Raw genomic sequence first — 25,058 nt, forward strand, 5'->3', positions numbered from 1 at the left:
CCTGTCGCCCATGGGGGCGGCGGGCATCGACCGCCGGGCGGGGTGGCGGGGGTGAGGCACAGGGTGGAGAAGCTTCGAGGTCAGTCAGGCCCAGCTCACTGGCGGCCTCCACCCATCGGCGGCCGGTAGGCTCCCCGATCCTGTCGGCTCCGGTTCCCCGGCTGACCGCTTTCAGGACCTCGAAGCGACTCGTTGATCTCGCGACCTCTTCCCTCCCGCCCGGCGGTCGATGCCCGCCGCCCCGCGCGTCAATGCCCCCCGCGGCCCTTTGTCACTGGCCGCTGGTCGGCGGCGGCGATGGCGTCCCGCTCACCTCGGCCTCGGGCAAGGGAGCCGGCGGCGCGGGCGGCGCGGGCTTCGGCAGCGTGTCCTCCCATTGGAAAAGCTGCGTCCCCTGGCCCAGGCCGCCGATTTCCCCAATCAGCTCGCCGCAGCGGGTGCGCCACCGATCGTAGTCCGGCGGGCGGCGTTCCTTGTCGCTGCTGCCGGGGAACACGAGATAGGTCACCGTCAAGTCGCTCACCGGCCGCGAATACGGCGACGAGCGCGGGTTGATCTGCTTGGCCATCCGCAGCGAGGCCTCGCCCACCTTGAAGGTCGGGCCGCCATCACCGACGATCGCCGGATACAGCACACCCTCATGCGCCACCACGGCGTAGTCGCCCACCTTCGGCGCGTAGGGATCCCCTCTGGAGGTCAGCAGGTTCACCGGGATCACGATGAAGGGATCATACTCCGCGATCAGGAAGCTCCGGTATTTCATGTCGGCGATGCCGGGCTTCAGGTAGTTCTCGATGCGGTCCCGCAGCCACGCCTTGCGATCGGCGGTGGTCCCCGGCTCCGCCAGCTCGCGGCGGGCATTGCCAATGCGCGCCTCCCAGCCGGCCACCATCGGGTTCGGCGTGCGGGTCTGCTTTTTCCAGCCATAGCTGGTGAAAGGCTGGTAGTGGGTCGAGTTGACGATTTCATCCGGCATCTTCGCCAGCCGGTCGCCGTCCGAGCCATCGGCCACCACGTCCATTTCCGCCTGCATCAGAAAGAGCCGCCGGCCCGTGTTCGGGTCCTTGAGGTTCAGGATCGTCTCGCAGTCGTAGAAGTTGTGCCGCGTGAGCAGCGCGTTGAGCTGGGTGGCATCGCGCCGCAGCCGCGTGGTCTTGTTTTCGTAAAGTTTGTAGAACCAGCGGGAAACCTCGGCCTTGGGCAACATCGCCGCCACCCCCGGCAGCATCCGGCCGAGGCCCGGGCTGACCTTTTCCAGATCGACCAGCGTCTTGGAGGGCTCGGGCACGCGGACGCTCAGCTTGTAGGTGGCCACGTAGGCGTCGTCGTTCTTGCGCTCGATCGAGGCCAGCGTTCCGGGCCGCACCTCGACTTCGGTCTTGAGCGTGATCTCCGAGCGCAGCTTGCGCACATCGCCGCCACTCTGGGCGGTGTGCTCGTTGACCGGCGGCAGGGCCGGGTCCGGCTCCCGCGAAGCCTTTTCGGCCGCCGCCTGAGCGTCCTTGGCCTGCTTTTTGAGCGCCTCGAGGTCGGCTTCATACTGCTCGCGCAGCCGCGCCTCGGCCTGGCGGTAAAGATCGGCCTCGTCGGCGTTGCGGGGCTCGAAATCGCCGGAAATCCTGCGCTTCACCGCTCCCAGCAGGGCTTTTCCCTGCTCGGTGAAAGGCAGCGCCGCGGCGGCCACGGCCAGCACGAAGATCGACATCCGGATCCACGGAAATCCCCGCCGTTTCCGGCTCCGGGGTTCACCGGGTCCCACGCCATCGATCTGATTCGGATCCCTTTCCGTCATGCCCCGGCACCCTATCACCCCCGCTCGGCCCGGCCAGCGCGATCGATCCGGCATTTCCCTCAATTATCCAATTTCCCAATCTCCCAATCCCTTCCTAGAGTCGCCGCGTGAGCTATCAGGTCTTCGCCCGGAAATACCGGCCCCGCACCTTCGACGACATCCTCGGCCAGGATCACGTCGTGCGGACGTTGAAAAACGCCATCGCCCAAAACCGCCTGGCCCACGCCTACCTGTTCGTCGGCCCCCGCGGCACGGGCAAGACCACCACCGCCCGCATCCTCGCCAAGGCCCTCAACTGTCCCGGCGGACCCAAGGCCGACTTCAACCCGGACGACACCATCTGCCAGGAAATCGCCGAAGGCCGCTCGCTCGACGTGCTGGAAATCGACGGCGCGTCGAACAACGGCGTCGAGGAAGTCCGCCAGCTCCGCGAGACCGTCCGCTACGCGCCCTCCAGCGGCCAGTTCAAGATCTACTACATCGACGAGGTCCACATGCTGACCAACTCGGCCTTCAACGCCTTGTTGAAGACGCTCGAGGAACCGCCGGAGCACGTGAAGTTCATCTTCGCCACCACCGAACCCCACAAGATCCTCGCCACCATCCTGTCCCGCTGCCAGCGCTTCGACCTCCGCCCGATCCCCGCGGAGATCATTTCCAAGCACCTCCTCTACATCGCGTCGAACGAGGGCGTGAAGCTCGAGGAAACCGCCGCCTGGGCCATCGCCAAGGGTGCCGATGGCGGCATGCGCGACGCGCAGTCGATGCTCGACCAGTTGGTCGCCTTCTGCGGCGAGACGATCACGGAGGCCAACGTGCTCGACGTCTTCGGCTTCACCTCGCGGGAAACCGTCGCCGCGCTGGCGACCGCGCTGCTTGAAAAGGACAGCGCACGCGCCCTGGGCATCGTCCAGCGCGAGGCGGATGCCGGGCGCGAGCTCTCCCAGCTGCTCGGCGAGCTCATCGGCGGCCTGCGCGCCATCCTCGTGGCCCGCATCGATCCCACCGCCAGCGGCGAGGGCATCCCGGAGGAACTCTGGCAGGCTCTCGTCCAGACCGCCTCGGCCCACCCGCCCGACCGCCTGCTGGCCGTCATCGACGGCTTCGCCGAAACCGAAGGCCGCATGCGCTGGGCGACCAACAAGCGCATGCATTTCGAGCTCGGCCTGATCAAGGCCGTCCAAACCCTCGGCGAAGTCCGCATCAACGACCTCATCAAGGTGCTCGCCGGCGTCGCCGACCAGATGCCTGCGGCTCCGCCCGCGCCCGTTTCCCCGCCGGACCGACAGGCCCCGGCGCCGCCCGATTCCGCACCGGAACCCGCGCCAGCCCCCGAACCGGAGCCCCCCGCGGAAAAAAAAACGGCACCCGTAGCGGTCCGTAGTTTCGACGACCTCGATGCCTCCTTCGACGCCCTCGAAGCCAGCGCCCCCGAGGCCCCGCCCGAGCCCGAGCCTGCCCCCGTCCCCGAGGCCAACACGGCCCCGTGGGAGGAAACCCCGGCCACCCCCGCCGAGTCCGCCACTCCCGCCGCGGACGAGTTTTACAAGGACCCTCTCATCCAAAAAGCCCTCGAAATCTTCGAAGCCAAATTGCGCTGATCTCCCATCTACCATCTTTTCCACCATGAACCTCCAGAAAATGATGAAGCAGGCCCAGGCCATGCAGGCCGGCATGCTCGCCAAGCAGGAAGAACTCGCCGCCATGGAATTCACCGCCTCCGTCGGCGGCGACAAGGTCACCGTCACCGCCACCGGCGGCGGCGACGTGACCTCCATCAGAATCGATCCTGCCGTGGTCGATCCCGATGACGTGGAATTCCTCCAGGATCTGGTCCTCAAGGGTGTCCAGGAAGCGATCGCCAAGGGCAAGGAAGCGACCGCTGCCGAGATGAAAAAACTGACTGGCGGGCTCGGTATTCCGGGTCTCTGAAACGCGGGTTTCGGCCGGTTTTCCGTCTTCCCATCCCGCCGTGGATGGTCCAAGTTCCGCGCCCGTTCCCATGAAAGCCGCCGCTCTTTTCCTGCCCCTCGTCCTCGCCGCCTGCGCGGCCAAGGACGCCGTGGTGGAGGAAGAGCCGGCCCCGGCACCGCCTCAGGAAACCAAGGTCGAACCCCAGCCGGAGCCGATCGCCCAGGAGGATCCCCTGCCCTCGCCCGGCGAGGATCTGGGCCTGCTGGAGCCGAAGGAACTCACGGCCATGCCCGAGGATCGCGACCTGCGGCCGACGGTCGATCCCGGCCAGGCCAAGCCGATCATTGCGGCGCCGCCAGCGGGCCGGTGACCTGCCTCACCACCCCGCGACCGGCGCCCGCCAGCGCGGCGCCCAGGCCGAGGAAAATGCCGCACATCCAGCCGCACAGGTGGCCGACCACATCGGTCTCCACGCCACCGGCACCGAACATGCCCAGCAGCGTGGCCCCCACGGCCAGCGGCACCGCGAGCGGTTTCAACGCGCCGTAGCGCCGCTGCCGCCACGCCCGCGCCAGCCCCGCGCCGACGATCAGGCCCAGCGCGCCAAAGGTCGCCGTCGAGGCGCCGATCGAACGGAAGGGACCGTCGAAATGAAGGTGCAACCAGCCCGTGGCCAGGTTTCCCAAAAACCCGCTCAACAGGATGAGCGCCCAGCCGCGCCAGGCCCCGAGCACCGTTCCGACCATCACGCAGAAGGCTCCGCCGATCAGCAGGTTGCCGAGCAGATGGCCGCCATCGCCGTGCAGAAACAGCGCCGTGAAGGCCCGCCACCATTCGCCGTCCTGCCAGACCTTCACCGCATCGTTGGCACCGCGCCGGACGATCTCCGGGTGGGTCTCGCGAAACACGTGCACCACCCCGAGCGCCAGCGCCCACGACAGGGCCAGACCCCAGCCGGCGGGGCGGATGATTTCCTCCGGCACCGGCCGACGCTCCTGCTCGCCGGCGTAGAGCTCGATTTCCCCGCGCACCGGCTCGGCCCGCTCCGGCGCCACCTCCAGCGTGAACGCGTCGTCCTTCGGCATCACCCGGCAGTCGGTGCGCATCGCCAGCGCGACGAGCGCGTGCTCGTCGGCCTCATCGACCGACGACCATTCGCCGACTTCGGTCCATTCGTCGTCCACTCCGCGACCTTGAACCGGAATGCGCGATTATCAAATTTCCCATTTCCCGAAGATCCGCTGGAATCCCCGCCATGCGCTTTCCCCACGGCCACCTCGCCTACTGCACCAACATCCACCCGGCCGAGAGCTGGGAGGCGACCCACGCCGTGCTCGCCCGGCACACCCTCGCCGTCCGCGATCTCGTCGCGCCCGCCGCGGGACCGTTCGCCATCGGCCTGCGCCTGTCCGCCCGCGCCGCCCGCGAGCTGCTGGCCGGCGACCAGCTCGCCCGCTTCCGCGACTGGCTGGAAAAGGAGCGCTGCTACGTGTTCACCATCAATGGATTCCCATACGGCGACTTCCACGGCACGCGGGTGAAGGAAAACGTCTACCGCCCCGATTGGACCGACCCCGCCCGCGTGGAATACACCAAGGAACTGCTGACCATCCTGTCCGAACTCGCCCCGCCCGAGTCCGGCGGCTCCGTTTCCTCCCTGCCCGGCTCGTTCAAGGCCTTCGCGGCCGATGAGGAGCTGATCCGCTCGAACCTGATCGAGCTCGCCGGCTTCATCGACGCCCTGGCCGAGGTCTCCGGTCGCGACCTCCACCTCGGGCTCGAGCCCGAGCCGCAGGGCCATTTCGAGAACACCGAGGAAACGCTGCGCTTCTTCGACCGCCTGCTCGACGAGGCCCACGACCACGAGCAGGTCAAGCGGCGGATCGGCATCAACTACGACTCCTGCCATTTCGCGCTCCAGTACGAGGACCCTCGTAGTTCGCTCGGCGCACTGACCGCGGAAGGGCTGCGGATTTCGAAAATCCACCTCTCCGCCGCCGTCGCGCTCGACCCCCGGACGCCCGGAGCGCTGGACGCCATCCGGCGCTTCGACGAGCCGACCTACCTGCACCAGGTCATCGAGCGTCACCCGGACGGCCGGCTTTCCCGCCACACCGACCTGCCCGACGGCCTCGCCGCCAAGGAGCACGGCTCCGACGCCGAGCAGTGGCGCGTCCATTTCCACATCCCGCTCGATGCGCAGCCCGCCGAGCCGCTGCGCTCGACCCGCCAGCACGCCGCCGACACGCTGGCCTGGTGCCGCGAGCATCCGGGTGCCTGCTCGCATTTCGAAATCGAGACCTACACCTGGGGCGTCCTGCCCGCCGAACTTCATCGAGAAGTCCAAGACCAGATCGCCGCCGAGTATCGCTGGGTCATGCAGCACGCCTGATCCATGCGCCCCCTGCTCGCCAGCCTCCGCATCGCCAACGCCCCGAGCGTCGTCAGCAACACGACCTTCGGCGTCCTGTTAGGCGGCTGGTATTGGGGCTTCGGCCTCCACGAAAGGTTCACCACCGGTGAGGTCCTCGTCATCGCCGCCGCCGTCGGCCTGCTGCTGCTCTTCGCGGGAAACCTCCTCAACGACTGGCACGATCGCGACTGGGACGCCGAGCACCGCCCCGAGCGCGCGCTGCCGATGGGCCGGTATTCGCCGAAACTCTACCTCGTCATTTCCGTCGCCCTGCTCGTCGCCGCCAGCGTGGCAGCCGCTTTCCTCGGGACGGCATCGCTGGTTCTCGCCCTCGCCATCGCCGGCTGCATCGTCCTCTACACCGTCTTCCACAAGCGCCACGGGTGGGCCGTCCTGCCGATGGCCGCTTGCCGCGCGGGACTCTACGGCTTCGGCTTCCTCTACTTCTCGCCGCTCGGACCCGATGAGATCGACTACGCGCTCACCGGTGGCGGATTTCTCGGCAACCTCGAGCCGCGAACCCGCGCCATCGGCTTCGCCATCGCGCCGATGATCGGACTTTTCAGCTACCTCGTCGGTCTCTCACTCAACGCCCGCTACGAGAGTCTCGAGCGCTCGCCACCCGGCATGGTGCTGATCGCCCGCGTCCTCCTCTTCCTCCCGCTGGCCACCCACTCGTGCTGGTGGATCCCGTGGTATCCGAAAATCGGCGCCCTCGCCCTGATCCCCTTCGCCCTGTGGCTGGGAGTCGCCTTGCTGTTTTATCGGAAACCCCTGCCCGCCTTCGTGTCGGCCTTGCTCGCCGGGATCCCGCTCATCGATTTCATCGGCATCGCCCCCGCCGTGGCCACCGTCCTCGGGCCCGATCAGCTCATCAGCGATGATCCCAAGGCCCTCATCGGCTTCGTCGTCCCGCTCGGTGCCTTCGCCTTGGCGCGACTGCTGCAAAAAGTGGCACCCGCCACCTAACGCCACATCTCGCACGCATGCGCGGCGAAGCCCGCACCGAAGGCGGTGAGCCACCAGCGGGCATCGCCGTTCGCGGTCGCCAGCGCGCGTTCGGCGGCGAACATCACCGACGGGCTGCTCATGTTGCCGCAGTCGGCGAGCACCTCGCGGGTCTCGGCCAGCGGCACGCCGAGACGCTCCTCGAGCGCCTCGATCACGTCGCGGCCGCCGGAGTGGGCCAGCACCCGGTCCGGCTCGCTACGGCGTTTCTCGTACAACGACCCCACCGCCTCCGCGGCCAGGGCGGGGACCGCCTTGTCGAGCTGGTTGCAGAGCTTGCCGCCGGCATTGACGAAGCGGATTTTTTCCCGCTGCTCCGGCCGGTGGATGGTGGTGAAATGGCCGGCTTGCCATTTTCCCCCGCCCGGCTGGTCCGACCACACCGCGGCCGCCGCGCCGTCGCCGAACAGGCACATGGAGATCAGCACGCCGGGATCGTCATTGGCGTAAAACGCGGCCGAGCAGACCTCCACCGCCACCGTCGCCACCTTCGAGCCGGGATGGGCGGCGAGGAAACCCGCGGCGGCGCGCCAGGTCGGAATCGCCGCGCCGCAGCCGAGCCCGACGAGGTCCTGCAAGTACGCCGAGTCCCGTAGACCGAGGATTTCCGCCACGTGGCTGGTCACGCCGGGGCACAGGTAGCCGGTGCAGGTGCAGACCAGCAGCGCATCCAGCTCCTCCGCCGCGATGCCCGCCTTTTCCAGCGCCTTGCGGAGGGCCTCGGCCGCCAGGGCGGGGGCCTCCTTTTCGAAGACCTCGTTGAGCTGCTGGGCATCGCGCCCGACCACGGGACCGATCTCCGGCAGGCAGAAATGGCGGTTCTTGATGCCCGAGATGCCGTTCGCCAGCACCTTGCCGACCAGGGCCTGCGAGCGCGGCTTGAGTTCATCGAAAAGCGCCGTCTCCTTCAGCGCCGAGAGGCACTCCGGCTGGCTGAATCGATGCGGTGGCAGGGCGGTGGAGAGGCTTTCGAGATACATCATCGGACAAGGGAAAGGAGGGGCCGGAAAGGCAGCATGCCGTGGGTGGCGAGGGCCTCGATGAGGTCCTGCCCGCGGCCGTGGAGCAGCACCCGGTGCAGGGCCAGCGCGCTGCGCAGCCGGCGGCGGAAGCGCCGCTCGCCGAGTCCGCGGATCCGCCGCACGGCCTCGCTCCAGGCGAGCTGGCCGCGGGACCACTGGACCAGCGGTTCGAGCGCCAGCTCGGCGCTTTCGAAGGCCATGCTCATGCCATTGCCGGTGAAGGGCGGGATCATGCCCCAGGCATCACCGATGGCGCACAACTCCGGCTCCGCCGGCTGCATGCCGAGGCGGAAACCTGCGACGCCGCAGCAAGAGGAGTCGTCGATTTCCGCGGCGCGGAGGCGCTCGACGAGGCCGCGATGACCGCCGGCTTCGAGGTAGGAAAACATCAGCTCCGCGCCCTTGCCGGGCATCGCGCGCTCGATCCGGAACAGGCCGCAGACATTCACGCGTCCGTCTTCGACCGGCGACAGCCCGGCATAGCCGTTGGGGCCGAGATGCATCTCCAGGCCGCCCTCGTCCGCGAGGCGGAGGACGTGGCATTTCAGCCCGATCCAATGGCTCTTGACCGGCAGCCGTCCGGCAGCCCAGACCCGGCCCTCGGCCGGCTCGCGGCGGAGCCTTTTCCCGCTCAGCAGCTCGCCGCCCGCTGCGCGAAACGACTGCTGAAGGCGCTCATCCAGCCGCCAGCGCGAGATGCCGAGGGCCGGCTCGGGAAGCTCGGTATCGAGGATTTCCCGCCCGCCGCGGAACCAACGGGCGTGGCGGTGACGGCGGACGTCGGCAAGGGACGATGCGATGCCGAGCGTTTCCAAGGTCGATGGGGCGACGCCCGAAATGAACTCGCCGCACACGCGGTGGCGCGGGTAGCGACCGGCTTCGCACACCGTCACCGGCACGGCGGATCGACGCAGGCCGAGCGCGAGCGATAGCCCGGCCAGTCCACCGCCCGCGATCCTTATTTCCTTCATGCGTCCCGCCAAGCTAGCACGCGCAGCCCGCCGCGCCATGAGGTCCTCTCGGAAAAGCGCCAACGGCCGAGTCCGAGTGCGGGTGCCAGCTCGCCGATGCGGAAGCCCGCCCGGATGCTGGCCTCCATGTCGTGCCGCGTGACCGGCCCCACGAAAGCGTTCATCCCGCGCCCGAGCTGGAGAGCCCGGGGCGATCGGAACGGCTCGACGGCGACCAGCAGCTCGAAGTTTCGCGCCAAATTTCCGAGCGCGGCGAGCGCCTCGCCCTCGAAATGATGCAGGAAAAGATTCGCCACCAGGATGCCGCCGGAACGGTCGGCCGCCAGCGCGTCGCCGACCTGCCAGGCGATGGTTTCCGCCAGCCCGGGTGGCCGCGGGACGAGATCGATGCCGGTCGCCGGGCCGAACTCCGACAAACGCCGTAGCAACACGCCCTCGCCTGCTCCGAGTTCGACGATGCCTTTCTCCGCGACGGCGCGATGCCGCGCGACCTGGCGCAGGATCCAGCGCGAGTTGCCCATCAGGAAATTGATCCGTCGCAGGTCGGCGCGGCTCCGCACCGCCTCGGGATCGTCCGGCGGCAGGCGGTCGAGGATCTCCTCCGTGACGATGCGCAGCATTCGTCCGAACATCCCTCGCTGCTTGAAACTGCCAACTTGAAACTTGAAGCTCCGCCCATGACCGCCCGCGAGTCCGCGACCGAGCTGGCCCGCCGCCTGACCGCGGCCGGGCACGCGGCGCTGTTCGCCGGCGGCTGCGTGCGCGATCGGCTGCTCGGCCACGAGCCGAAGGACTACGACATCGCCACCTCGGCCACGCCCGCGGAAGTGCTCGGACTTTTTCCCGGCTCGAACGAGGTCGGCGCGCACTTCGGCGTGGTGATCGTGCGCCACGGCGGCCACTCCACCGAGATCGCCACCTTCCGCACCGATGGCTCCTACAAGGACGGCCGCCGCCCCGAGCAGGTCACCTTTTCCACGCCCGAAGAGGATGCCGCCCGGCGCGATTTCACCATCAACGCGCTGTTCGAGGACCCCGCCTCCTGCGAAATCATCGACCACACCGGCGGGCTCGCCGATCTCAAGGCGAAGCGGCTGCGCACGGTCGGCAGGCCGGCCGATCGCTTCAGCGAGGACGCGCTGCGCCTGCTGCGGGCGGTTCGTTTCGCGGCGCGGCTGGATTTCCAGATCGAAACCGAAACCTGGTCGGCGGTGCGCGAGCTGGCCCCGACGCTTGGGCGCATTTCGATCGAGCGCATCCGCGACGAGTTCTCGCGCATCCTCACCTGCCCGAGCCGCGCCCGCGGGCTGGACCTGCTGACGGAGTCCGGCCTGATCGACGTCTTCCTGCCCGAAGTCCGCGCGCTGATCGGCTGCGAGCAACCGCCGCAGTGGCATCCGGAGGGCGACGTGTATGTCCACACGCGGATCATGCTCGACCTCCTGGCCGACGACGCGCCGCTGCCGCTGTGCCTCGCCGTGCTGCTGCACGACATCGCCAAGCCGCCCACGCAGACGGTCGATGCCGACGGACGCCTCCGTTTCAACGGCCACGACGCGCTCGGTGCGGAGATGGCACGGGAAATCCTGCATCGCCTGAAGTATCCCAACGCGGTCATCGACGACGTCGTTTTCATGGTCGCGCGGCACATGCAGTTCATGCACGTGCAGGACATGCGGGTGGCGAAACTGAAGCGCTTCATGGCCGCGCCGACCTTTGCCGGAGAGCTCGAGCTGCACCGGGTCGACTGCGCGTCGTCGAACGGCTTCACCGACAACCTCGAGTTCCTCATCGCCAAGCGCGAGGAGTTCGCCAACGAGCCGATCGTGCCCGCGCCGCTGATCACCGGCCGGGACCTGATCGAGCGGGGCGAAAAACCCGGCCCGCATTTCAAGGCAATCCTCGAAGATGCGCAGACCGAGCAGCTGGAGGGTCGGCTGGCCTCGCGCGAGGAGGCGCTCGACTGGCTGGAGGCGCGACTCGATTCCTGAGACGCGTGGACGAACGATGGGCTTGAACCGAAAAGTTGTCGGACTACTTTTCGACCGAATGGAAGGAGACGACCCGTTTTTCCACCACTCCGAGGAGGACGTGCAGCGACTGTACCCCATCCTGCGGGCGATGGCGGGCGAGCGCATGGCTTTCGAGCGCGCGGGCCACACGCTGCAGCCGACGGCGCTGGCCCACGAGGCCTGGCTGCGGATGCGCCGCGACGAGGCGCAGAGCTGGAAAAGCTCGTCGCATTTCTGCGCCGCGGCCGCGGAGACCATGCGGCGGATCCTGATCGATCGGGCGCGGCGCAAGAAGCGGATCAAGCACGCCGGCAAGCTGACGCGGGTGCCCTTCGACGCGGCCGAGGAGGAGGTTTCCGAGGAGGACGAACCGGCGCTGCTCGTGAGCGAGGCGCTGGAGAAGTTCAAGCAGACCAACCCGCTGCGGGCGAAGGTGGTGCTGCTCAAGTTTTTCGGCGGCCTTTCGAACCAGGAGGTGGCCGCCGAGCTGGGCGTGACCGAGCGCACGGTCGAGCGCTACTGGGCGTTCTCGAAGGCCTGGCTGTTCCGCGAAATCCAGCGCGAGGTATGAGCCGGCGCGGCAAGACCGGCGAGCTCGCGCCGGAGGAGGTGGTGGAGGATCGTCACTCGATCGAGAACGCGGTCTTCGGCGCCGCCATGGAAATCCCCGACCGCGCGCAGCGGGCGGAATTCCTCGATCGGGTTTTCCACGACGATCCGGCCGGTCGCGCGGACATGGAGGAGCTGCTGGCAATGGCGGGTCGTTCGTCGGCCTATTTCCTGGAGGGCAAACGGCGTACCGCGATGCTGGCGCGCGACCTGATCGGCGAGTTGCCGGATCCCCCACCGGAGATCCCGGAGCCGCCGGCGGCGGAAAAGGAAGGCACCCGGATCGGCCGCTACGAACTGCTCCGGAAGATCGGCGAAGGCGGGTGCGGCGAGATTTTCGAGGCGGCCCAGGACGGCATGCGGCGGACCGTGGCGCTGAAGATCATCCGGCGGGGCATGGACACCGCGTCGGTGGTTTCCCGCTTCGAGGCGGAGCGGCACGCGCTGGAGATCATGGAGCACCCGAACATCGCGCGGGTGCTCGATGCCGGCAGCACGCCCGGTGGCCGGCCGTACTTCGTGATGGAGCTGGTCCGCGGGCCGCGGATCACCACGCTGTGCGAGACCGAGCGACTCGGCATCCGGCAGCGTCTCGGGCTTTTCCTCGAGGTCTGCCAAGCCATCCAGCACGCCCACCAGAAGGGCATCGTGCACCGCGACATCAAGCCCTCGAACATCCTCGTCGAAAGCCTCGACGGCCACTTCGTGCCGAAGGTGATCGACTTCGGCATCGCCAAGGCCATGGATGCGGGCTGCGGCCGGGGCGACATCACGCTCACCGACCAGCTGCTCGGCACGCCGGCCTACATGAGCCCCGAGCAGATCGAGATGAGCGGCGGGGACATCGATACCCGCACCGACATCTACAGCCTCGGCGCGCTGCTTTACGAACTGCTGGCCGGGTGCCCGCCCTTCGACACGGGGAAGCTGATGGAAAGCGGCTACAGCGAGATGCGGCGGACCTTGCTGGAGGTGAATCCGCCGCTGCCCTCGATGTCGGTGATTTCCGGCGGAAACGGAGCCTCCCTGCCCGAGCCGAAGGAGCGCTGGGCAGCCGGGCTGCGGGGGGATCTCGACTGGATCGTGTGCAAGGCCATGGAAAAGGAGCGCAACCGCCGCTACCTCACGGTCAACAGCTTGTCGATGGACATCCAGCGCCACCTCGACAACCAGCCGGTGCTCGCCCGCAAGCCGAGCCGGCGCTACTACCTGCGGAAATTCATCCGCCGCAACCGCATCGCCTGCGCGCTGGGTGCCTCCATGCTGCTTTCCCTCATCGGCGGGCTCGGCACGGCCACGGCGCTGTATTTCCGGGAAAAAGAGGTGCTGGCCGAGCAGGCGAAACTCAAGCGACACGCCCAGGCCCGGGCCAACGTTTCGCGGGCGGCGATCCTGCTCAGCGAGGGCAAGACCGAGCAGGCCGACCAGCTCCTGCGCGCCGACCCGCTGGAATCGATCGAGGCCTCGCCGGAGGCCGCGGAGGTGTTCCGCTCGCTGGGGCGCTGGAATGCGGTGTTCGGCCGCTGGGAGCAGGCGGCGCATTGTTTTCGCCTGATGAACGAAGCCAACCGGCTGGGCGATCGGACCCGGGTGGTGGAGGGCGTGGATCTGCTGATGACCGCCCCCGCCTACCTGGAGGCGGGGGATCTCCGCGCCTACCTGCGTTTCCGGGCGGACGTGCTGGAGCGCTACGTGCCCGCGGAGAACGCCCTGCAGGCCGAGCATCTGTTGAAGGTTTGCCTGCTGCTGCCGGTCGATGCATTCGTGCTCGAGCGTCTGGAGAGCACCTTGGAGAAGTGCCGGGGAAAGGCACCCACCGCCGCGGGCACCATGCCGTTTCCAGAGTGGAACGCGCTCTCGCGCTCGCTCTACCACTATCGGGCCGGCGATTTTCAAAAAGCCATCGTCGCTGCCAATGAATCGATCGCCGTCGATGATCCACCCGGCAGCCGGGTCGCCACGGCACGGCTGCTGCGTGGCATGTCCCGCTCCGGGCTGGGCCGGAGCGACGAGGCGGCGGACGACATCCGCCAAGCCCGCGAAGCGCTGCGGCGGGTCGAGTCCCAGGTGGACGAGTCGGGCTTCCCCTCGATCGGCACGTGGTTTTCGTGGTCGGTGCTGAGGGTGCTGCTGCGCGAGGCGGAAGCGACCACCGGGCTCTGAACCGGGGGAGAAAGTTCGCTGTCGGGTTTGGGACGAGGGACGGCGCATAGGTCGAAGAAGGCTGTGCCGGCATCCGGCATGAACCCGGCCTCTCGTTCCAAACCCATGGAAAACCCCATCCCTATGACCCGACCCATCCTGCGAACCGCCGCGGCGGTTGGCTTGACCTCCGCCCTGCTGGTGCCCGCCCGGGCCGACACGATCGTCCAGACCGTGGGCAACATCGACTGGAACGCCGCCATGTGGGGCGATCCCGCCGCCGCCCCGGTCCTCGGCAATGACTACGTCTCCGCCACCGGCGTGCAGGACGAGCGATTCCGCATCTCGGCCGATGGGGCCTCCTCGACCTTCGGAGGAGACTCGCTGACGGTGAACACCGGCAGCCGCGCCCTGATGAAAAACCAGAACGGCGCCATCGCCACCATCAATGGCGATCTTATCCTCGCCGGCGGCCGTTTGTCCTACGGACCGAACGGCGGCCCCCACACCGGGACGCTCGACGTGGTCAACTTCGTGGTCATGGGCACCGGGTCTTTCATCGACCCCAGCGGCGCCGTCACCCAGCTGACCATTGACGGCACGCTCACCGGCAGCGGCGACCTGCTGCTGACCCCGGAAAACGGAACCAACATCAAGACCGTGGTGTTCACCGACGTCGGCGACTACACCGGCAACCTGACGGTCGCATCGACGATCCTGCTGGATTTCGACGTCGATCATGTTTTCACCGGCACCCTGAATCTCAACGGCACCGGGGCCCTCAACGTGGACCAGACGCTGACCTTCGACGCCGGCAAGCTGCTGGTCGACGGCGAGCCGGTGCCGCCGGGAACCTACGCTGGCAACGACCTGTTCGACCTCGGCGAAAACTTCTACGAAACCGGCGGCACGCTCATCATCAGCGGCAGCCTGCCGGATGCCGATGGTGACGGCCTGCCGGACTACTACGAGGATCTCATCATCGCCTTCGATCCCGACGACGCGGTGGACGGATACGAGGACATCGCGGGACCGAACGACGCACCGGCCACGACCGACTTCGACGCCGACGGCCGCTCGGACGCGGACGAGTACGCGGACGGGGTGACCGAGAACCAGACGGACCCCACCGACCCGGATGGCGATGACGACGGCCTGCTCGACGGCGCGGAAGTGGCGGGCACGGACAATGCCGGGAACCCATCCGGCTACGGCCCGACCGATCCCCTGAACGCGAACAGCGACGGCGACCGCTTCGATGATGGGGACGAAGTCCGTTATGGATCGGACCCGAACGACCCGCTCGACGAACCCGGCGATCCCATTCCGCTGGTCAACGGCAGCTTCGAGGATCCGGTTCTGCCGGTTTACGGCGAGGGCCTCAGCATCGCCGGCGGCACCGTCCCGGGCTGGAGCGCGGTGCTCAACGATTTCTACGTGCTCGATTATTTCAGCGTGGCGAACATCAACAACCCGAACTTGGCCAGCGACGGCGAACAGTTCGCCACCGCGGGTCGCGATGCCCCGGTGCCGGAGGCGGACGCTGCCACCTTCGAGGGCGGCATCGATGCCTCGATGGTCATGCGGCAGGACATCGACGTGTCTTCGCTGGCCACGCCCATCGACGAGGGAGCGAAGACCGTGCTGCTCGACTTTGACTGGCGTGAAAACGACGGCGCGGACCAGGGCGTCATCACGGTGTCTTTCCTGGACGGCTCCGGGGAGGAGACCGGACATGCCTCCGCCTTCGAGACCTCCGGCTCCGTGCAGGCCTGGACCACCACGCGGCTCGCGGCGTTTCCCCCGGCGGGCACCCGGACCGTGCGGGTGACGGTCGCGGCCCACAAGACCGGCACCGGAACCTCGTCCGTGCGCAACGTGCATGTCGACAACTTCATCGCCCGGCTGGTCGACTTCGATGCCGATGGCGACGGCCTGCCCGATCCATGGGAGGATCGCTACGGCCTCGATTCCAACAATCCCGGCGATGCCACGGTGAGCTCGGATGACGACTCCCTGACCAACCTCGAGGAGTTCGCGCTGGGCACCGATCCGACGTTGGCGGACACCGATTCGGACGGGATCCACGACGATGCCGAAGTGGCGGCCGGCACCGATCCGCTGGATCCGAATTCACCGGCGCCGGAGATCCGTTTGCAGGAAATCCAGCTGACCAAGGACGGAGAGGGAGCCATCACCGAGGTCCGGGTGACCTTCAGCGGGCTCAACCCCGCCGTGACCTATCAGCTGATGCGGAGCACGGACCTGACGGACTTTTCGGAAACGGCGGACACCTTCCAGCCGGCCAGCCCGACGGACAGCTTCTTCGATTTCAACCCGCCGGCCGGCGGGGCGTTCTATCGCCTCGAAAGTCCCTGACGGACTTCCGGCATCCGTCCCAAAAAAATGCCGCCATCGTCCCCCCCGGGGCGATGGCGGCTTTGCTTTGGCGTTTCCGCTCAGGCGGAGTCCCCCACGCTGTTCGTGATCCGATCGGCCTCGATGGCGATGCGGCTGTAGATGGCGTCGATGTCCTGGCGGCTCAGGTTGAGCTCCGGCACGTCCTCCTCCAGGGTCGCCAGCAGGTGCTTCACGAATTTCCGGAGGTGATCACGGCGGATCCCCTTGCCGGCATGAACCTGCCTCAGGGAATGGCCGCTGTAGAAAAGCGGTCCGCCGAGCGCTTCGCTGAAGAATTCCTTCTGCATCATCTTCAGACGGTCCATCGGAGCGTGGGTGAAAAACGAAGCGAGCTTGGGATCGCGAAGCACCCGGTCATAGAACTTCCCGACCAGCAGCTCGATGCCCTGCTCGCCGCCGATGGCCTGGTAAAGTCGATCGGGCTCTTGGCTCATTGTGCCGATTGTTCACCGCCCGGTGCAAAATCGACTAGGCATCGCTTGTCATTGACCGCGCGGGTTTTCCTGAAATTCGTTTGGACCTCGCGACCCGCACCCCTAGTTTTCCGGCCATGCAGCACGCCGTCCCCGTCGAACACACCGATTCCACCAACGCCAGGATCCTCGCCATTTCCGAGGACCTGGTGGCCGGGTTCCACGAGCACCCGTTTCACGTGATCGCCGAGGAAAGCGGCGTCGACCTGCCGACCGTGCTGGAGCGCATCCGCGCCATGCTCGAGGCCGGCGTGATCCGCCGCGTGCGGCAGACGATGCTGGCCACCAAGCTGGCCCATGGCGCGCTGGTCGCCTGGCGGCTGCCGGAGGAGAAGCTCAACGAAGCCTTCGACTTCATGTCCAAGGAGGACCCCTTCTCCGGACACGTGGTGATCCGCTCCACCGATACCGATGTCTCCGGCTCCGGCTACCGGCTGTGGACCACCCTCAAGGTGCCGGTCGGCGAGTCGCTCGACGAACACGCCACGGTGCTGAAGCGTCTCGTGGGAGCGGAGGAATACCTGCTGATGCCGGCCCACGGCGTGTTCGCGCTGGGCGTGGGCCACGTGCGCCGCAAGTCGATGGAACCCGGCGAGAAGGCCGAGGAACCGGCGGTGATGATGACCACCGCCACGGTCGATCTTTCCCCGGAGGAGTGGGAAGTGCTGCTCGTCCTGAAGGAAGAGCTGGCCCCGGAGGAAATCGTCGCCGAGCCCTGGGACCTGCGCGCGGCGCAGCTCGGCATGCCGGTCGAAAGGTTCTGCAAGATCGCCAAGGGCCTGAATGCCAAGAAGGTCGTCGGACGTTTCTCGACCTTTCTGGAGCACGTCAAGCCCTCCGCCGCCGGCGAGCGGGTCACGCGCTTCAACGGCCTGTTCCACTGGGCGGTGCCCGCGGGCCGCGAGATCGAGGCCGGCGGCCAGGTCGGCCGCCACTACTGCATGACGCACTGCTATTGGCGCGAGGGCGGTCCGCAGTTTGGAAACGTGAACATCATGGGGGTCGTCCACGGCACCGAGAAGGAGCGCGTGCTCGCCCACAAGGCGGCGATCGATGCCCACCTGGAAAGCGTCGGCATCCCGGTCAGCTACACCAACGTCTTCTGGGGCGGCCGCTCGGAAATCAAGCCGTCCGAGATTTCCCCGAAGGTCTACCGGGAGTGGCACCAGCAGCACGCCTGAGCGGCGATTTTCCCCGTTTGCGACGATTTCGTCACTCTGAGCTGGTTTGCCCGGTGACGAACGCGATCTAATCGATGGCCAGCATGCAACGCATACTGATCGTCGAAGACGAAAGGGACATCGCGGACCTGATCGGATTCAATCTCGAGCGCGCCGGATACCAGATCCTCAAGGCTCATGATGGAATTCACGGGACCTCGCTGGCGATCCACGAGCAGCCCGACCTCGTCATCCTCGACCTGATGCTTCCGGGAAAGGATGGCTTCTCGGTATTCAAAGAACTTCGCCGGGACGCCCGCACCCGCGATACCCCGGTGATCATGCTCACCGCCCGCGCCCAGACCGAGGACCGCATCCAGGGCCTCGAAGCCGGCGCCGATGACTACCTCACCAAGCCCTTCTCGCCCAAGGAGCTGCTGCTCCGCGTGCAGGCGATCCTCAAGCGTTCCAACGCCGCGCCGGGCTCGGTGGTGGTCGAGCACGGCCCCTTCCGTTTCAACAAGAACGACCTCAAGTTCTACCTCGACGGCGAACCGGTCGACCTGACCGGCACCGAGTTCAAGCTCCTGCTCTACATGACCGAGCGGCCCGGCGCGCCGCAGGACCGCAACGACCTGCTGCGTTCGGTGTGGGGATACAGCGACGATGTCCACAGCCGCACGCTCGATACCCACATGAAGCGGCTCCGCCAGAAGCTCGGCCCTCACGCCGAGATGATTGAAACCGTGAGGGGCGTCGGGTACCGTGTGGTCACGAACTGAACATGTCGGAATTTGTCGTCACGACGGCCATCGCCGCAGCCTTGTGCGCGGTGGTGGCCTTGACGCTCCTGGCCGTCCAGCTCCGCCGCGCCCGGCGCGGATTCGAGCAGGAGGTGCGGGCGTGGAAAAACCGCCTGGAAATCGATCTCCAGAGTGCCCGGACGGAGCGCGACAAGATGCTGGACGCACTTTCCGATGCCTTCCTGCTGGTCGACGCCTCGGCCGAAATCCGCATCGCCAACGGTGCCGCGCAGCGCTTTTTCAACGGTCGTCCGCTGGTGGGTCGGCCGGTCGCCGAAGTCATGCTCGACCGCAACCTTTCGGGCGCGGTGAACGATTGCCTGGAAAGCGGGGCGCCGGTCACGCGGCGCATCCCCCTGCTGCAGCCGCAGGCGAAATCTCCACCGGGCGGCGTACCGGGAGCGAAGGGGCAGGTCGTCTGGGACGTCGATGCCGCCCGCATCGAAGGCATCCCCGGGCAGGAAGGATTCACCCGCATTGTGCTTCGTGACGTGACCGCCGAGCACCAGACCGAACAGATCCGCAAGGACTTCGTGGCCAACGCCTCCCACGAGCTCCGCACGCCGCTGGCAATCATCAACGGCTACCTCGAGAACCTGATCGACGACGACCTGGTGACCGACCCGGACATCACCCGGCGCTTCCTCACGATCATGCGCAAGCACACCGAGCGCATCGCCCGTATCGTCGAGGACATGCTGGTCATTTCCCGCCTCGAAAGCGGCGAGGCGGCGGCGCTGAAAATCGAGCCCTTCCGGCTCCGCTCCTGCGTTCAGGACGTGCTCGAGCGCCTCGAGTCGGTCATCCGCCAGCAAAAGGCGGAAATCCGGATCGAGATGCCCGATGAAGGACTGCAACTCACCGGTGACCGCTTCTACTGGACCCAGGTTCTGTTCAACCTGGTCGAAAACGCCCTCAAGCAGAACCCCCGCTCCGGCCTGAAAGTCCGCGTCGGCGCCACCCGCGACGAGCGCGGCGTGACGCTCTGGGTGGCCGATGATGGCGTGGGGATTCCGAACCAGGACCTGCAGCACATTTTCCGGCGCTTCTACCGGGTGGAAAAACACCACTCCCAGGAGGAGATCAAGGGCACCGGGCTCGGGCTCTCGATCGTCAAGCGCGCCATCGAGGCCCACGGCGGAACCGTCGACGTCTCATCCACTCCGGGCGAGGACACCCGTTTCACCATCCACATCCCCGCAGCGGAGGAACAGGTGCTGGTGGAAAAAATGGAGGCCGAGCAGAGTCTCCGCCCGGCCTCGTGAAGAAAGTTGGAGCCCGTTGCCGGATTCGAACCAGCGACCCCCAACTTACAAAGATGGTGCTCTACCAGCTGAGCTAAACGGGCGTTCCAAGTCGCGCAGAGACTAGCCACCGACCGGGCACCCGCAAGCTTCCTTTGGCAGCCGCGGGAAACTTCGACGCGCTGGGTTTCGGGCGGTCGCAAACTCAGCGCCGACGCCGGAGTCCGGCCGACGCCAGGCCGAGCCCGGCGATGACCAGCGCGGAAGGCTCGGGCACGGCGGTCCCGAACACATCGATCTCCGCGATCCCCGCCGCGCCATTGTCGGCATCGGTGAACTGGAACTGGACGTAGCGCACGTTGCCCGCCACATCGCCTCCGCCATCGTCGATGAAGCGGTGCAGGTTGGTCACGGGAGTGCCGATCACCCCGGTGTCGTCCGTCCCCTTCAAGTAGGAGGCGAGCAGGGTGAAGGTCATGCTTTCATCGGCCACCAGCACATTGAAGGAACTCTCGTCCCGGCCGGAGTCATTCCAGCCAAGAATGACGTCGATCTGGGACAAATGGTAGAGCGCGCCGAGGTCGTAGGTGACAAAGGCGTCGATGTCACTGCCCCCCACCGTCGCCACCGCCACGCCATAGGCCAGGTGGGCGACGGCGTTGGGCACACCGCCGTAGACGGTGGTGATCGAGCCGTCGTTCCACGCCGACTCCCCACGGGAGTCCTCATACTGCGTGTTCCCGGAGCCGCCGGTGTAAGTGACGGTCGGGGCGAGTCCCGTCAAAAGATCCGTGGCCGAGGCGGCGATCAGGTCGGGCGACCCCGCAAGCAAAGGGTCGTGGGGCGTGCCGGCCAGCCCCCCGCCGGGTGCCACGTTGGTGAAGTTCTGGATGGTCACCGCCGCCCGGGCGGAGGTGGCGAGCGCGAGAATGGCGCCGAGGAAGGCGGACGTTGCCCGGATGCGGTGTTTCATGGGAGGTGGGGATGGGGTTGCTCGGGATTCTTGTTAGGACCGGATCTCATATCTCCGGCATCCGGCCATCCTCCCCCATTCCGATCGGGCCTCAAGCATGCTTCGACCGCATCGCCACGATTTAAAACGCCGATTTTTGGACGACTCCGCGGCGTCACACCTATCTTTGGACGGCCTCCCGAGGCCTCGGAAAGCGGTGAGGGCGACCCGCGAGTCGGGCCGCCTCGTTCAGGGATTCAGGGAAAGGCCGCCCGGTAAAATCGGCTCGCCGGCGGGTCGCTGAGGTCGGTGGCTTCGAACATGCCGGAGGGTCCCGCCTGCAGGGTCGCGAGCAGCTGCCACTCCCCTTCGCTGCCGAGATCGTCGGAAAACTCCACCCGGTAGACCCGGCCAGGCACGCCTTGGAAGACCACCCGGCGAGAACGGTCACCCTGGTAATCGATCATCTTCGAGGCCGCTTCCGGCGCATCTTCCGGGATCAGCGTCACCCGAACCGATCGCATCTCCAGCCCCCCGTCGGGCATCCTCACGGTGTAGTTGAACCAGTCATCACCGGCCACGGATCCGTCCGGGCGGTAGATGAGCAGGCCATCGACGACTTCGATCGATGCACCTCCCACGCTGACCGCATCGGCGGAAACGAACTCCGGCACCGGCACCCCATCGTTTCCCAGCAGGGCGGAAATCTCCAACCGCAGCGGCACCCCGGCGTCGTGCTGCGCGGAATCGGTCCCCGGAGGTACGGTGCCCGTCGTAAACCAGTAGCGTCCGGATTTCACCTCGAACACCGCGGCTCCGCCCTCCATCCGCAGGAACTCCACCCCCTCGGCGTCGGCCACGGCTTTTCCCGACTCCTTCACGGCAGCCTCACTCTCCGCCGGGACGAACACCGTCGCCCGCGCATTGGCGGGGATTTCCACGCTGAGCGCGAAGCCCTCCTCATGCTGCATCCAGCGGCTGGAAACCCGGCCCCGGATCGTGTCGAGGCTGGCGCTCGCCTGGTCGATCTTTCCGCCGGGCACGGGGCGGATCACGATGTCCTTGTAGCCGGCGGTGTCCGGCTGCTGGTCGATGCCTCCCACGGCCGAGTAGAGCCACTCGCCACATGATCCGAGCGAGTAGTGGTTGAAGGAATTCATGATGGTGCTTTGGAAACCCTTGTCCGGCGTCCAGCCGTCCCAGCGCTCCCAGATGGTGGTGGCGCCATATTTGATGGAGAAGAGCCAGGACGGGAAGGTGTCCTGGTGGATGAGCTTGTAGGCCACGTCGCTTTTTCCTTCGGCGGTGAGCACCGGCAGGAGGTAGCCGACGCCGACGAACCCGGTGGAGAGGTGGTCGCCCTTGGCCGCGATGTCCGCCGCCAGGTAGTCCGCGGCGGCGGAGCGGAGGGCGGGCGGCAGCAGATCGAACTTCAGCGCCATGGCATAGGCGCACTGGGTGTTGCCGGTGATCCTGCCGGTGGCATCGACATACTTGTCATTGAAGGCCGCCTTGATCGCCTCGAACTTCGCTTGATACGAGGCGGCTTCCGTCGTTTTCCCGAGCACTTCGGCGGTCTTTGCCACGAGATGGGTCGAGTAGGCAAAGTAGGCGGTCGCCAGCAACTCCTTGCTGGTATCTGCACCGATCGAGAGCCAGTCGCCATAGTCCGAGCCTCGGTTTCCACTACGGATGTAGTTGTTGCTCTGGCTTTCGCACCAGGAAATCCACGCGACCATCGAGTCCCAGGCCTTTTCCAGAACCCGCTTGTCGCCGTAGGCCTGATAAATCGTCCACGGGCAAATCACTCCCGCGTCGCCCCAGGCCGGCGTGCCCACCGAGGGCCCGGCGTAGGGACAAACGTCGGTGAAGCGACCATCGGCGAGCTGGCTGTCGGTGACGTCGGCCAGCCACTTGTTGAAGAATGCCGCAACATCCGAGTTGTAGGTGGCGGTGCGAACGAAAACCTGCGCGTCCCCCATCCACCCGAGCCGTTCGTCCCGTTGCGGACAGTCGGTCGGCACGCTGAGATAGTTCCCGCGCTGGCCCCATTCGATGTTCGACTGAAGCTGATTGATGAGTGGATCCGAACAGGAAAAACTGCCGGCCTTCGGCGTGTCCGACCCGATCACCACTCCGGTCACCGCGTCCAGAGGAGGTTGCTCGTCCACCCCCGTCAGCTCGACATAGCGGAAGCCATGGAAAGTGAACTTCGGCTGCCACGTTTCCTCGCCGCCGCCCTGGCACGTGTAGTGGTCGATCGAGGGCGCGCCGCGGAGGTTCGCCGTGTAGAGGGTCCCGTCGGGATTCAGCATCTCTCCATGGCGGAGCGTGATTTGGGTGCCGGCGGGAGCGGTGATCTTCAGCCGCACCACGCCCACCATGTTCTGCCCCAGGTCGTAGGTCCATTTTCCCGCCGCCGGTTCGGTGAGTTCCTTCGCCGGCAGCGTCATCAACTCGCGCGAGGGCTCCATCACCTGACCCGTCATCGCCCGGGGCTCGACCGTCCGCAAGGTGACCGGGGTCCATCCCGAGTCGTCGAACCCGGCCGCGTCCCACCCGGGGATCTCGCGGCGGGCATCGTAGTCCTCGCCCAGCATGAAATCCGTCGAGACCAGCGGTCCCACACCGATTTTCCAGCTTGAGTCGGTCACGATGGTCTGCCGGCTGCCATCGACGTATTCGATCTCCAGCTGGCCCAGCAATGCCGGGCTGCTGCCCCAGTACTGATAGCCCCCATTCCCGATGTGTCCGGAAAACCAGCCGTTCGCCAGCTGGGCGCCCCACACGTTTTCCCCTTGGTCGATCATCGGAGTCACATCGTAGACCTGATAGTTGAGCCGCTGCTCGTAGTCGGTCCACTCCGGTGCCAGCACATGGTCGCCGACCCTGCCGCCATTGATCCGGAGTTCATAAATGCCGAGTGCGGTAACATAGACCGTGGCCCGGCGGACCGCCTTGTCGACCGCAAAGCTTTTCCTCAAATACGGCACCGCCGCCGGCACCGCGAGGTCCGCGGGAAAACGGAACACCGTGTTCTCCTCGACGAATTTCACCATGGAAAAGCCATCCTTTTCATAGGTGATCCTGAGTCGCTTCAGGTGATCCGCCGCCGGATCGCCGCCGAGGCTGTCGTTATCGACCGAGAGCACGAACGGCCCTTCGGCCGCCAGCGCGGTCAGGATCGGGGTCACATCGCGTGCCCCCGCTCCATCCAGGGCCTCGTAGCTCGCTCCCGTGATGGCGACCGCCACGAAGGGCGGCAGATCGTCGGGGAAATGAAAGGTCGTGTTCTCCGGAAACGCCGCCTCGAGTCGATAGCCGTCGAGCTCGTACACCACCCGCAGCTGCTTGACGTGGTTGTAGGCCGGGTCGTTGCCGAAGCTGGCATTTGAAACCGGGAGCTCGAACTCGCCGTCGCCAGCCAGATGGGTCAGTTGAGTTGTCACATCCAGCGAGCCTGCCCCATCGAGCGCTTCGTAGGACGCGCTGACGAGGGTCGGCAGTGTTTCAGAGCCGGCCGCGATCCGATGACCATCCACCCACTGCGCCGCCCAGTCGCCGGGCTGCAAGAGACCCATCGTCCAAGAGGCGGGAGCGCTCCACTCGGATCGTTCGTCGCTCCCGTCCCACACCCGGACCTTCCAGAAGCACCCGTCGCGCGATGCCAGGTCGGCGCCCTCGTATTCGATCTGGCAGGTCTCCTCCGACACGACCTTGCCGCTGTCCCACCGGTCCCCATCGTTGGCGGCGAGTTTCTCCGCCGTGGAGGAAACCAACACCTGCCAGGCCGTCTGAACCTGGTTCCTTTCCTTCGATTCCACGATCCACGACAACCTCGGCGCCGCCTCGTGGATGCCGCGGGGCTCGGACAGATACTCGCAGCGGAGCTTCGATGGCGACAGGGCTGCTTGCAGGCACGGGACCACCAGGCTGCCGGTGCCGATCAGGGCGATGCTCATGACGTTCATCATGGAGCGGACCTTGGCGGCCACCCCGGTGGTTGCGGTGTTCAATCTGCTTCCCATGTCTTCCGTTTTCCCCTTCTGGCATCCGATCCCTCGGCCGTCGAACCCTGCGATCCCGCACCTCCACGTTACAAAACGCCTATTTTTCGATTGC

The 25,058-nt window shown here is 66.7% G+C and carries 20 protein-coding genes and 1 tRNA gene; 12 read left to right on the top strand and 9 right to left on the bottom strand.

What is annotated here, in order from left to right:
• Positions 1-271: 271 nt before the first annotated feature.
• Complete coding sequence (locus tag ABXH26_RS10990) at positions 272-1,705, bottom strand: glycoside hydrolase family 75 protein (protein ID WP_353567116.1); 1,434 nt, start codon at positions 1,703-1,705, stop codon at positions 272-274.
• Positions 1,706-1,899: 194 nt separating this feature from the next.
• On the opposite strand from ABXH26_RS10990, the gene dnaX reads away from it, so the two are divergent.
• The 3 genes from dnaX to ABXH26_RS11005 all read left to right on the top strand — a co-directional run bounded on the left by dnaX (position 1,900) and on the right by ABXH26_RS11005 (position 4,076).
• Entirely contained in the window at positions 1,900-3,393 is a 1,494-nt protein-coding gene (gene dnaX, locus ABXH26_RS10995) for a DNA polymerase III subunit gamma/tau (RefSeq protein ID WP_353567117.1), read from the top strand.
• A 25-nt stretch (positions 3,394-3,418) separates the two neighbouring features.
• Entirely contained in the window at positions 3,419-3,724 is a 306-nt protein-coding gene (locus ABXH26_RS11000; protein ID WP_353567118.1) for a YbaB/EbfC family nucleoid-associated protein, read from the top strand.
• Positions 3,725-3,794: 70 nt separating this feature from the next.
• The gene (locus ABXH26_RS11005; protein ID WP_353567119.1) at positions 3,795-4,076 is read left to right on the top strand and encodes a hypothetical protein; all 282 of its coding nucleotides are present in this window, start codon (positions 3,795-3,797) and stop codon (positions 4,074-4,076) included.
• On the opposite strand, the gene ABXH26_RS11010 is transcribed toward ABXH26_RS11005, so the two are convergent.
• The gene (locus ABXH26_RS11010; protein WP_353567120.1) at positions 4,048-4,890 is read right to left on the bottom strand and encodes a rhomboid family intramembrane serine protease; all 843 of its coding nucleotides are present in this window, start codon (positions 4,888-4,890) and stop codon (positions 4,048-4,050) included. The genes ABXH26_RS11005 and ABXH26_RS11010 overlap by 29 nt on opposite strands.
• 71 nt (positions 4,891-4,961) lie before the next feature.
• On the opposite strand from ABXH26_RS11010, the gene eboE reads away from it, so the two are divergent.
• Both eboE and ABXH26_RS11020 read left to right on the top strand, forming a co-directional pair.
• Complete coding sequence (eboE, locus tag ABXH26_RS11015; RefSeq protein ID WP_353567121.1) at positions 4,962-6,098, top strand: metabolite traffic protein EboE; 1,137 nt, start codon at positions 4,962-4,964, stop codon at positions 6,096-6,098.
• 3 nt (positions 6,099-6,101) lie between these two features.
• Positions 6,102-7,088: a UbiA family prenyltransferase gene (locus tag ABXH26_RS11020; RefSeq protein WP_353567122.1), complete on the top strand. Its 987-nt coding sequence runs from the start codon at positions 6,102-6,104 to the stop codon at positions 7,086-7,088.
• Here ABXH26_RS11020 and ABXH26_RS11025 read toward each other — a convergent pair.
• The 3 genes from ABXH26_RS11025 to ABXH26_RS11035 are packed head-to-tail and all read right to left on the bottom strand — an operon-like array spanning position 7,085 to position 9,740.
• Positions 7,085-8,110 carry a type III polyketide synthase gene (locus tag ABXH26_RS11025; RefSeq protein WP_353567123.1) on the bottom strand — a complete coding sequence of 342 codons (1,026 nt, stop codon included), beginning with the start codon at positions 8,108-8,110 and terminating at the stop codon, positions 7,085-7,087. The genes ABXH26_RS11020 and ABXH26_RS11025 overlap by 4 nt on opposite strands.
• Positions 8,107-9,120, bottom strand: a complete 1,014-nt coding sequence (locus tag ABXH26_RS11030; protein WP_353567124.1) for an NAD(P)/FAD-dependent oxidoreductase — start codon at positions 9,118-9,120, stop codon at positions 8,107-8,109. Before ABXH26_RS11030 ends, ABXH26_RS11025 begins: the two co-directional genes overlap by 4 nt.
• Complete coding sequence (locus tag ABXH26_RS11035; RefSeq protein ID WP_353567125.1) at positions 9,117-9,740, bottom strand: class I SAM-dependent methyltransferase; 624 nt, start codon at positions 9,738-9,740, stop codon at positions 9,117-9,119. The genes ABXH26_RS11030 and ABXH26_RS11035 overlap by 4 nt, the downstream gene beginning before the upstream one ends.
• Before the next feature lie 57 nt (positions 9,741-9,797).
• On the opposite strand from ABXH26_RS11035, the gene ABXH26_RS11040 reads away from it, so the two are divergent.
• The 4 genes from ABXH26_RS11040 to ABXH26_RS11055 all read left to right on the top strand — a co-directional run bounded on the left by ABXH26_RS11040 (position 9,798) and on the right by ABXH26_RS11055 (position 16,262).
• Positions 9,798-11,111, top strand: a complete 1,314-nt coding sequence (locus tag ABXH26_RS11040) for a CCA tRNA nucleotidyltransferase (protein ID WP_353567126.1) — start codon at positions 9,798-9,800, stop codon at positions 11,109-11,111.
• A 58-nt stretch (positions 11,112-11,169) separates the two neighbouring features.
• Positions 11,170-11,703 carry an ECF-type sigma factor gene (locus ABXH26_RS11045; protein ID WP_353567127.1) on the top strand — a complete coding sequence of 178 codons (534 nt, stop codon included), beginning with the start codon at positions 11,170-11,172 and terminating at the stop codon, positions 11,701-11,703.
• Entirely contained in the window at positions 11,700-13,904 is a 2,205-nt protein-coding gene (locus ABXH26_RS11050) for a serine/threonine protein kinase (protein WP_353567128.1), read from the top strand. Before ABXH26_RS11045 ends, ABXH26_RS11050 begins: the two co-directional genes overlap by 4 nt.
• A 123-nt stretch (positions 13,905-14,027) precedes the next feature.
• Positions 14,028-16,262 (top strand): hypothetical protein, encoded by a 2,235-nt coding sequence (locus tag ABXH26_RS11055; RefSeq protein ID WP_353567129.1) that lies wholly within the window; start codon positions 14,028-14,030, stop codon positions 16,260-16,262.
• Positions 16,263-16,342: 80 nt separating this feature from the next.
• Here the strand turns inward: ABXH26_RS11055 and ABXH26_RS11060 are convergent, their stop codons facing one another.
• On the bottom strand, positions 16,343-16,738 hold the full coding sequence (locus tag ABXH26_RS11060) for a group I truncated hemoglobin (protein ID WP_353567130.1): 396 nt from the start codon (positions 16,736-16,738) through the stop codon (positions 16,343-16,345).
• A gap of 116 nt (positions 16,739-16,854) precedes the next feature.
• Here ABXH26_RS11060 and ABXH26_RS11065 point away from each other — a divergent pair, with 116 nt between their 5' ends.
• From ABXH26_RS11065 to ABXH26_RS11075, 3 genes are all read left to right on the top strand, one after another.
• Positions 16,855-17,958, top strand: coding sequence for an Lrp/AsnC family transcriptional regulator (locus tag ABXH26_RS11065; protein WP_353567131.1), 1,104 nt, complete (start codon positions 16,855-16,857; stop codon positions 17,956-17,958).
• An 83-nt stretch (positions 17,959-18,041) separates the two neighbouring features.
• Positions 18,042-18,719, top strand: a complete 678-nt coding sequence (locus ABXH26_RS11070) for a response regulator transcription factor (RefSeq protein WP_353567132.1) — start codon at positions 18,042-18,044, stop codon at positions 18,717-18,719.
• Positions 18,720-18,721: 2 nt separating this feature from the next.
• Positions 18,722-20,005, top strand: a complete 1,284-nt coding sequence (locus ABXH26_RS11075) for a sensor histidine kinase (protein ID WP_353567133.1) — start codon at positions 18,722-18,724, stop codon at positions 20,003-20,005.
• Positions 20,006-20,012: 7 nt separating this feature from the next.
• Here ABXH26_RS11075 and ABXH26_RS11080 read toward each other — a convergent pair.
• The 3 genes from ABXH26_RS11080 to ABXH26_RS11090 form a co-directional block, all read right to left on the bottom strand.
• Positions 20,013-20,088: transfer RNA gene (locus ABXH26_RS11080), tRNA-Thr, on the bottom strand.
• A 101-nt stretch (positions 20,089-20,189) separates the two neighbouring features.
• Positions 20,190-20,957, bottom strand: a complete 768-nt coding sequence (locus ABXH26_RS11085) for a PEP-CTERM sorting domain-containing protein (protein WP_353567134.1) — start codon at positions 20,955-20,957, stop codon at positions 20,190-20,192.
• 236 nt (positions 20,958-21,193) lie between these two features.
• Positions 21,194-24,964 carry a family 78 glycoside hydrolase catalytic domain gene (locus ABXH26_RS11090; protein ID WP_353567135.1) on the bottom strand — a complete coding sequence of 1,257 codons (3,771 nt, stop codon included), beginning with the start codon at positions 24,962-24,964 and terminating at the stop codon, positions 21,194-21,196.
• Positions 24,965-25,058: the final 94 nt, after the last annotated feature.

This window comes from Haloferula sargassicola (assembly GCF_040362925.1).
GTDB lineage: Bacteria > Verrucomicrobiota > Verrucomicrobiia > Verrucomicrobiales > Akkermansiaceae > Haloferula > Haloferula sargassicola.

Coding starts and splice junctions, on each gene's coding strand:
- ABXH26_RS10990 (WP_353567116.1), bottom strand. CDS start 1,705: ATGTCGATCTTCGTGCTGGCCGTGGCCGCCGCGGCGCTGCCTTTCACC.
- ABXH26_RS11000 (WP_353567118.1), top strand. CDS start 3,419: ATGAACCTCCAGAAAATGATGAAGCAGGCCCAGGCCATGCAGGCCGGC.
- ABXH26_RS11005 (WP_353567119.1), top strand. CDS start 3,795: ATGAAAGCCGCCGCTCTTTTCCTGCCCCTCGTCCTCGCCGCCTGCGCG.
- eboE (WP_353567121.1), top strand. CDS start 4,962: ATGCGCTTTCCCCACGGCCACCTCGCCTACTGCACCAACATCCACCCG.
- ABXH26_RS11020 (WP_353567122.1), top strand. CDS start 6,102: ATGCGCCCCCTGCTCGCCAGCCTCCGCATCGCCAACGCCCCGAGCGTC.
- ABXH26_RS11025 (WP_353567123.1), bottom strand. CDS start 8,110: ATGATGTATCTCGAAAGCCTCTCCACCGCCCTGCCACCGCATCGATTC.
- ABXH26_RS11030 (WP_353567124.1), bottom strand. CDS start 9,120: ATGAAGGAAATAAGGATCGCGGGCGGTGGACTGGCCGGGCTATCGCTC.
- ABXH26_RS11035 (WP_353567125.1), bottom strand. CDS start 9,740: ATGCTGCGCATCGTCACGGAGGAGATCCTCGACCGCCTGCCGCCGGAC.
- ABXH26_RS11040 (WP_353567126.1), top strand. CDS start 9,798: ATGACCGCCCGCGAGTCCGCGACCGAGCTGGCCCGCCGCCTGACCGCG.
- ABXH26_RS11045 (WP_353567127.1), top strand. CDS start 11,170: ATGGAAGGAGACGACCCGTTTTTCCACCACTCCGAGGAGGACGTGCAG.
- ABXH26_RS11050 (WP_353567128.1), top strand. CDS start 11,700: ATGAGCCGGCGCGGCAAGACCGGCGAGCTCGCGCCGGAGGAGGTGGTG.
- ABXH26_RS11055 (WP_353567129.1), top strand. CDS start 14,028: ATGACCCGACCCATCCTGCGAACCGCCGCGGCGGTTGGCTTGACCTCC.
- ABXH26_RS11060 (WP_353567130.1), bottom strand. CDS start 16,738: ATGAGCCAAGAGCCCGATCGACTTTACCAGGCCATCGGCGGCGAGCAG.
- ABXH26_RS11065 (WP_353567131.1), top strand. CDS start 16,855: ATGCAGCACGCCGTCCCCGTCGAACACACCGATTCCACCAACGCCAGG.
- ABXH26_RS11070 (WP_353567132.1), top strand. CDS start 18,042: ATGCAACGCATACTGATCGTCGAAGACGAAAGGGACATCGCGGACCTG.
- ABXH26_RS11075 (WP_353567133.1), top strand. CDS start 18,722: ATGTCGGAATTTGTCGTCACGACGGCCATCGCCGCAGCCTTGTGCGCG.
- ABXH26_RS11085 (WP_353567134.1), bottom strand. CDS start 20,957: ATGAAACACCGCATCCGGGCAACGTCCGCCTTCCTCGGCGCCATTCTC.
- ABXH26_RS11090 (WP_353567135.1), bottom strand. CDS start 24,964: ATGGGAAGCAGATTGAACACCGCAACCACCGGGGTGGCCGCCAAGGTC.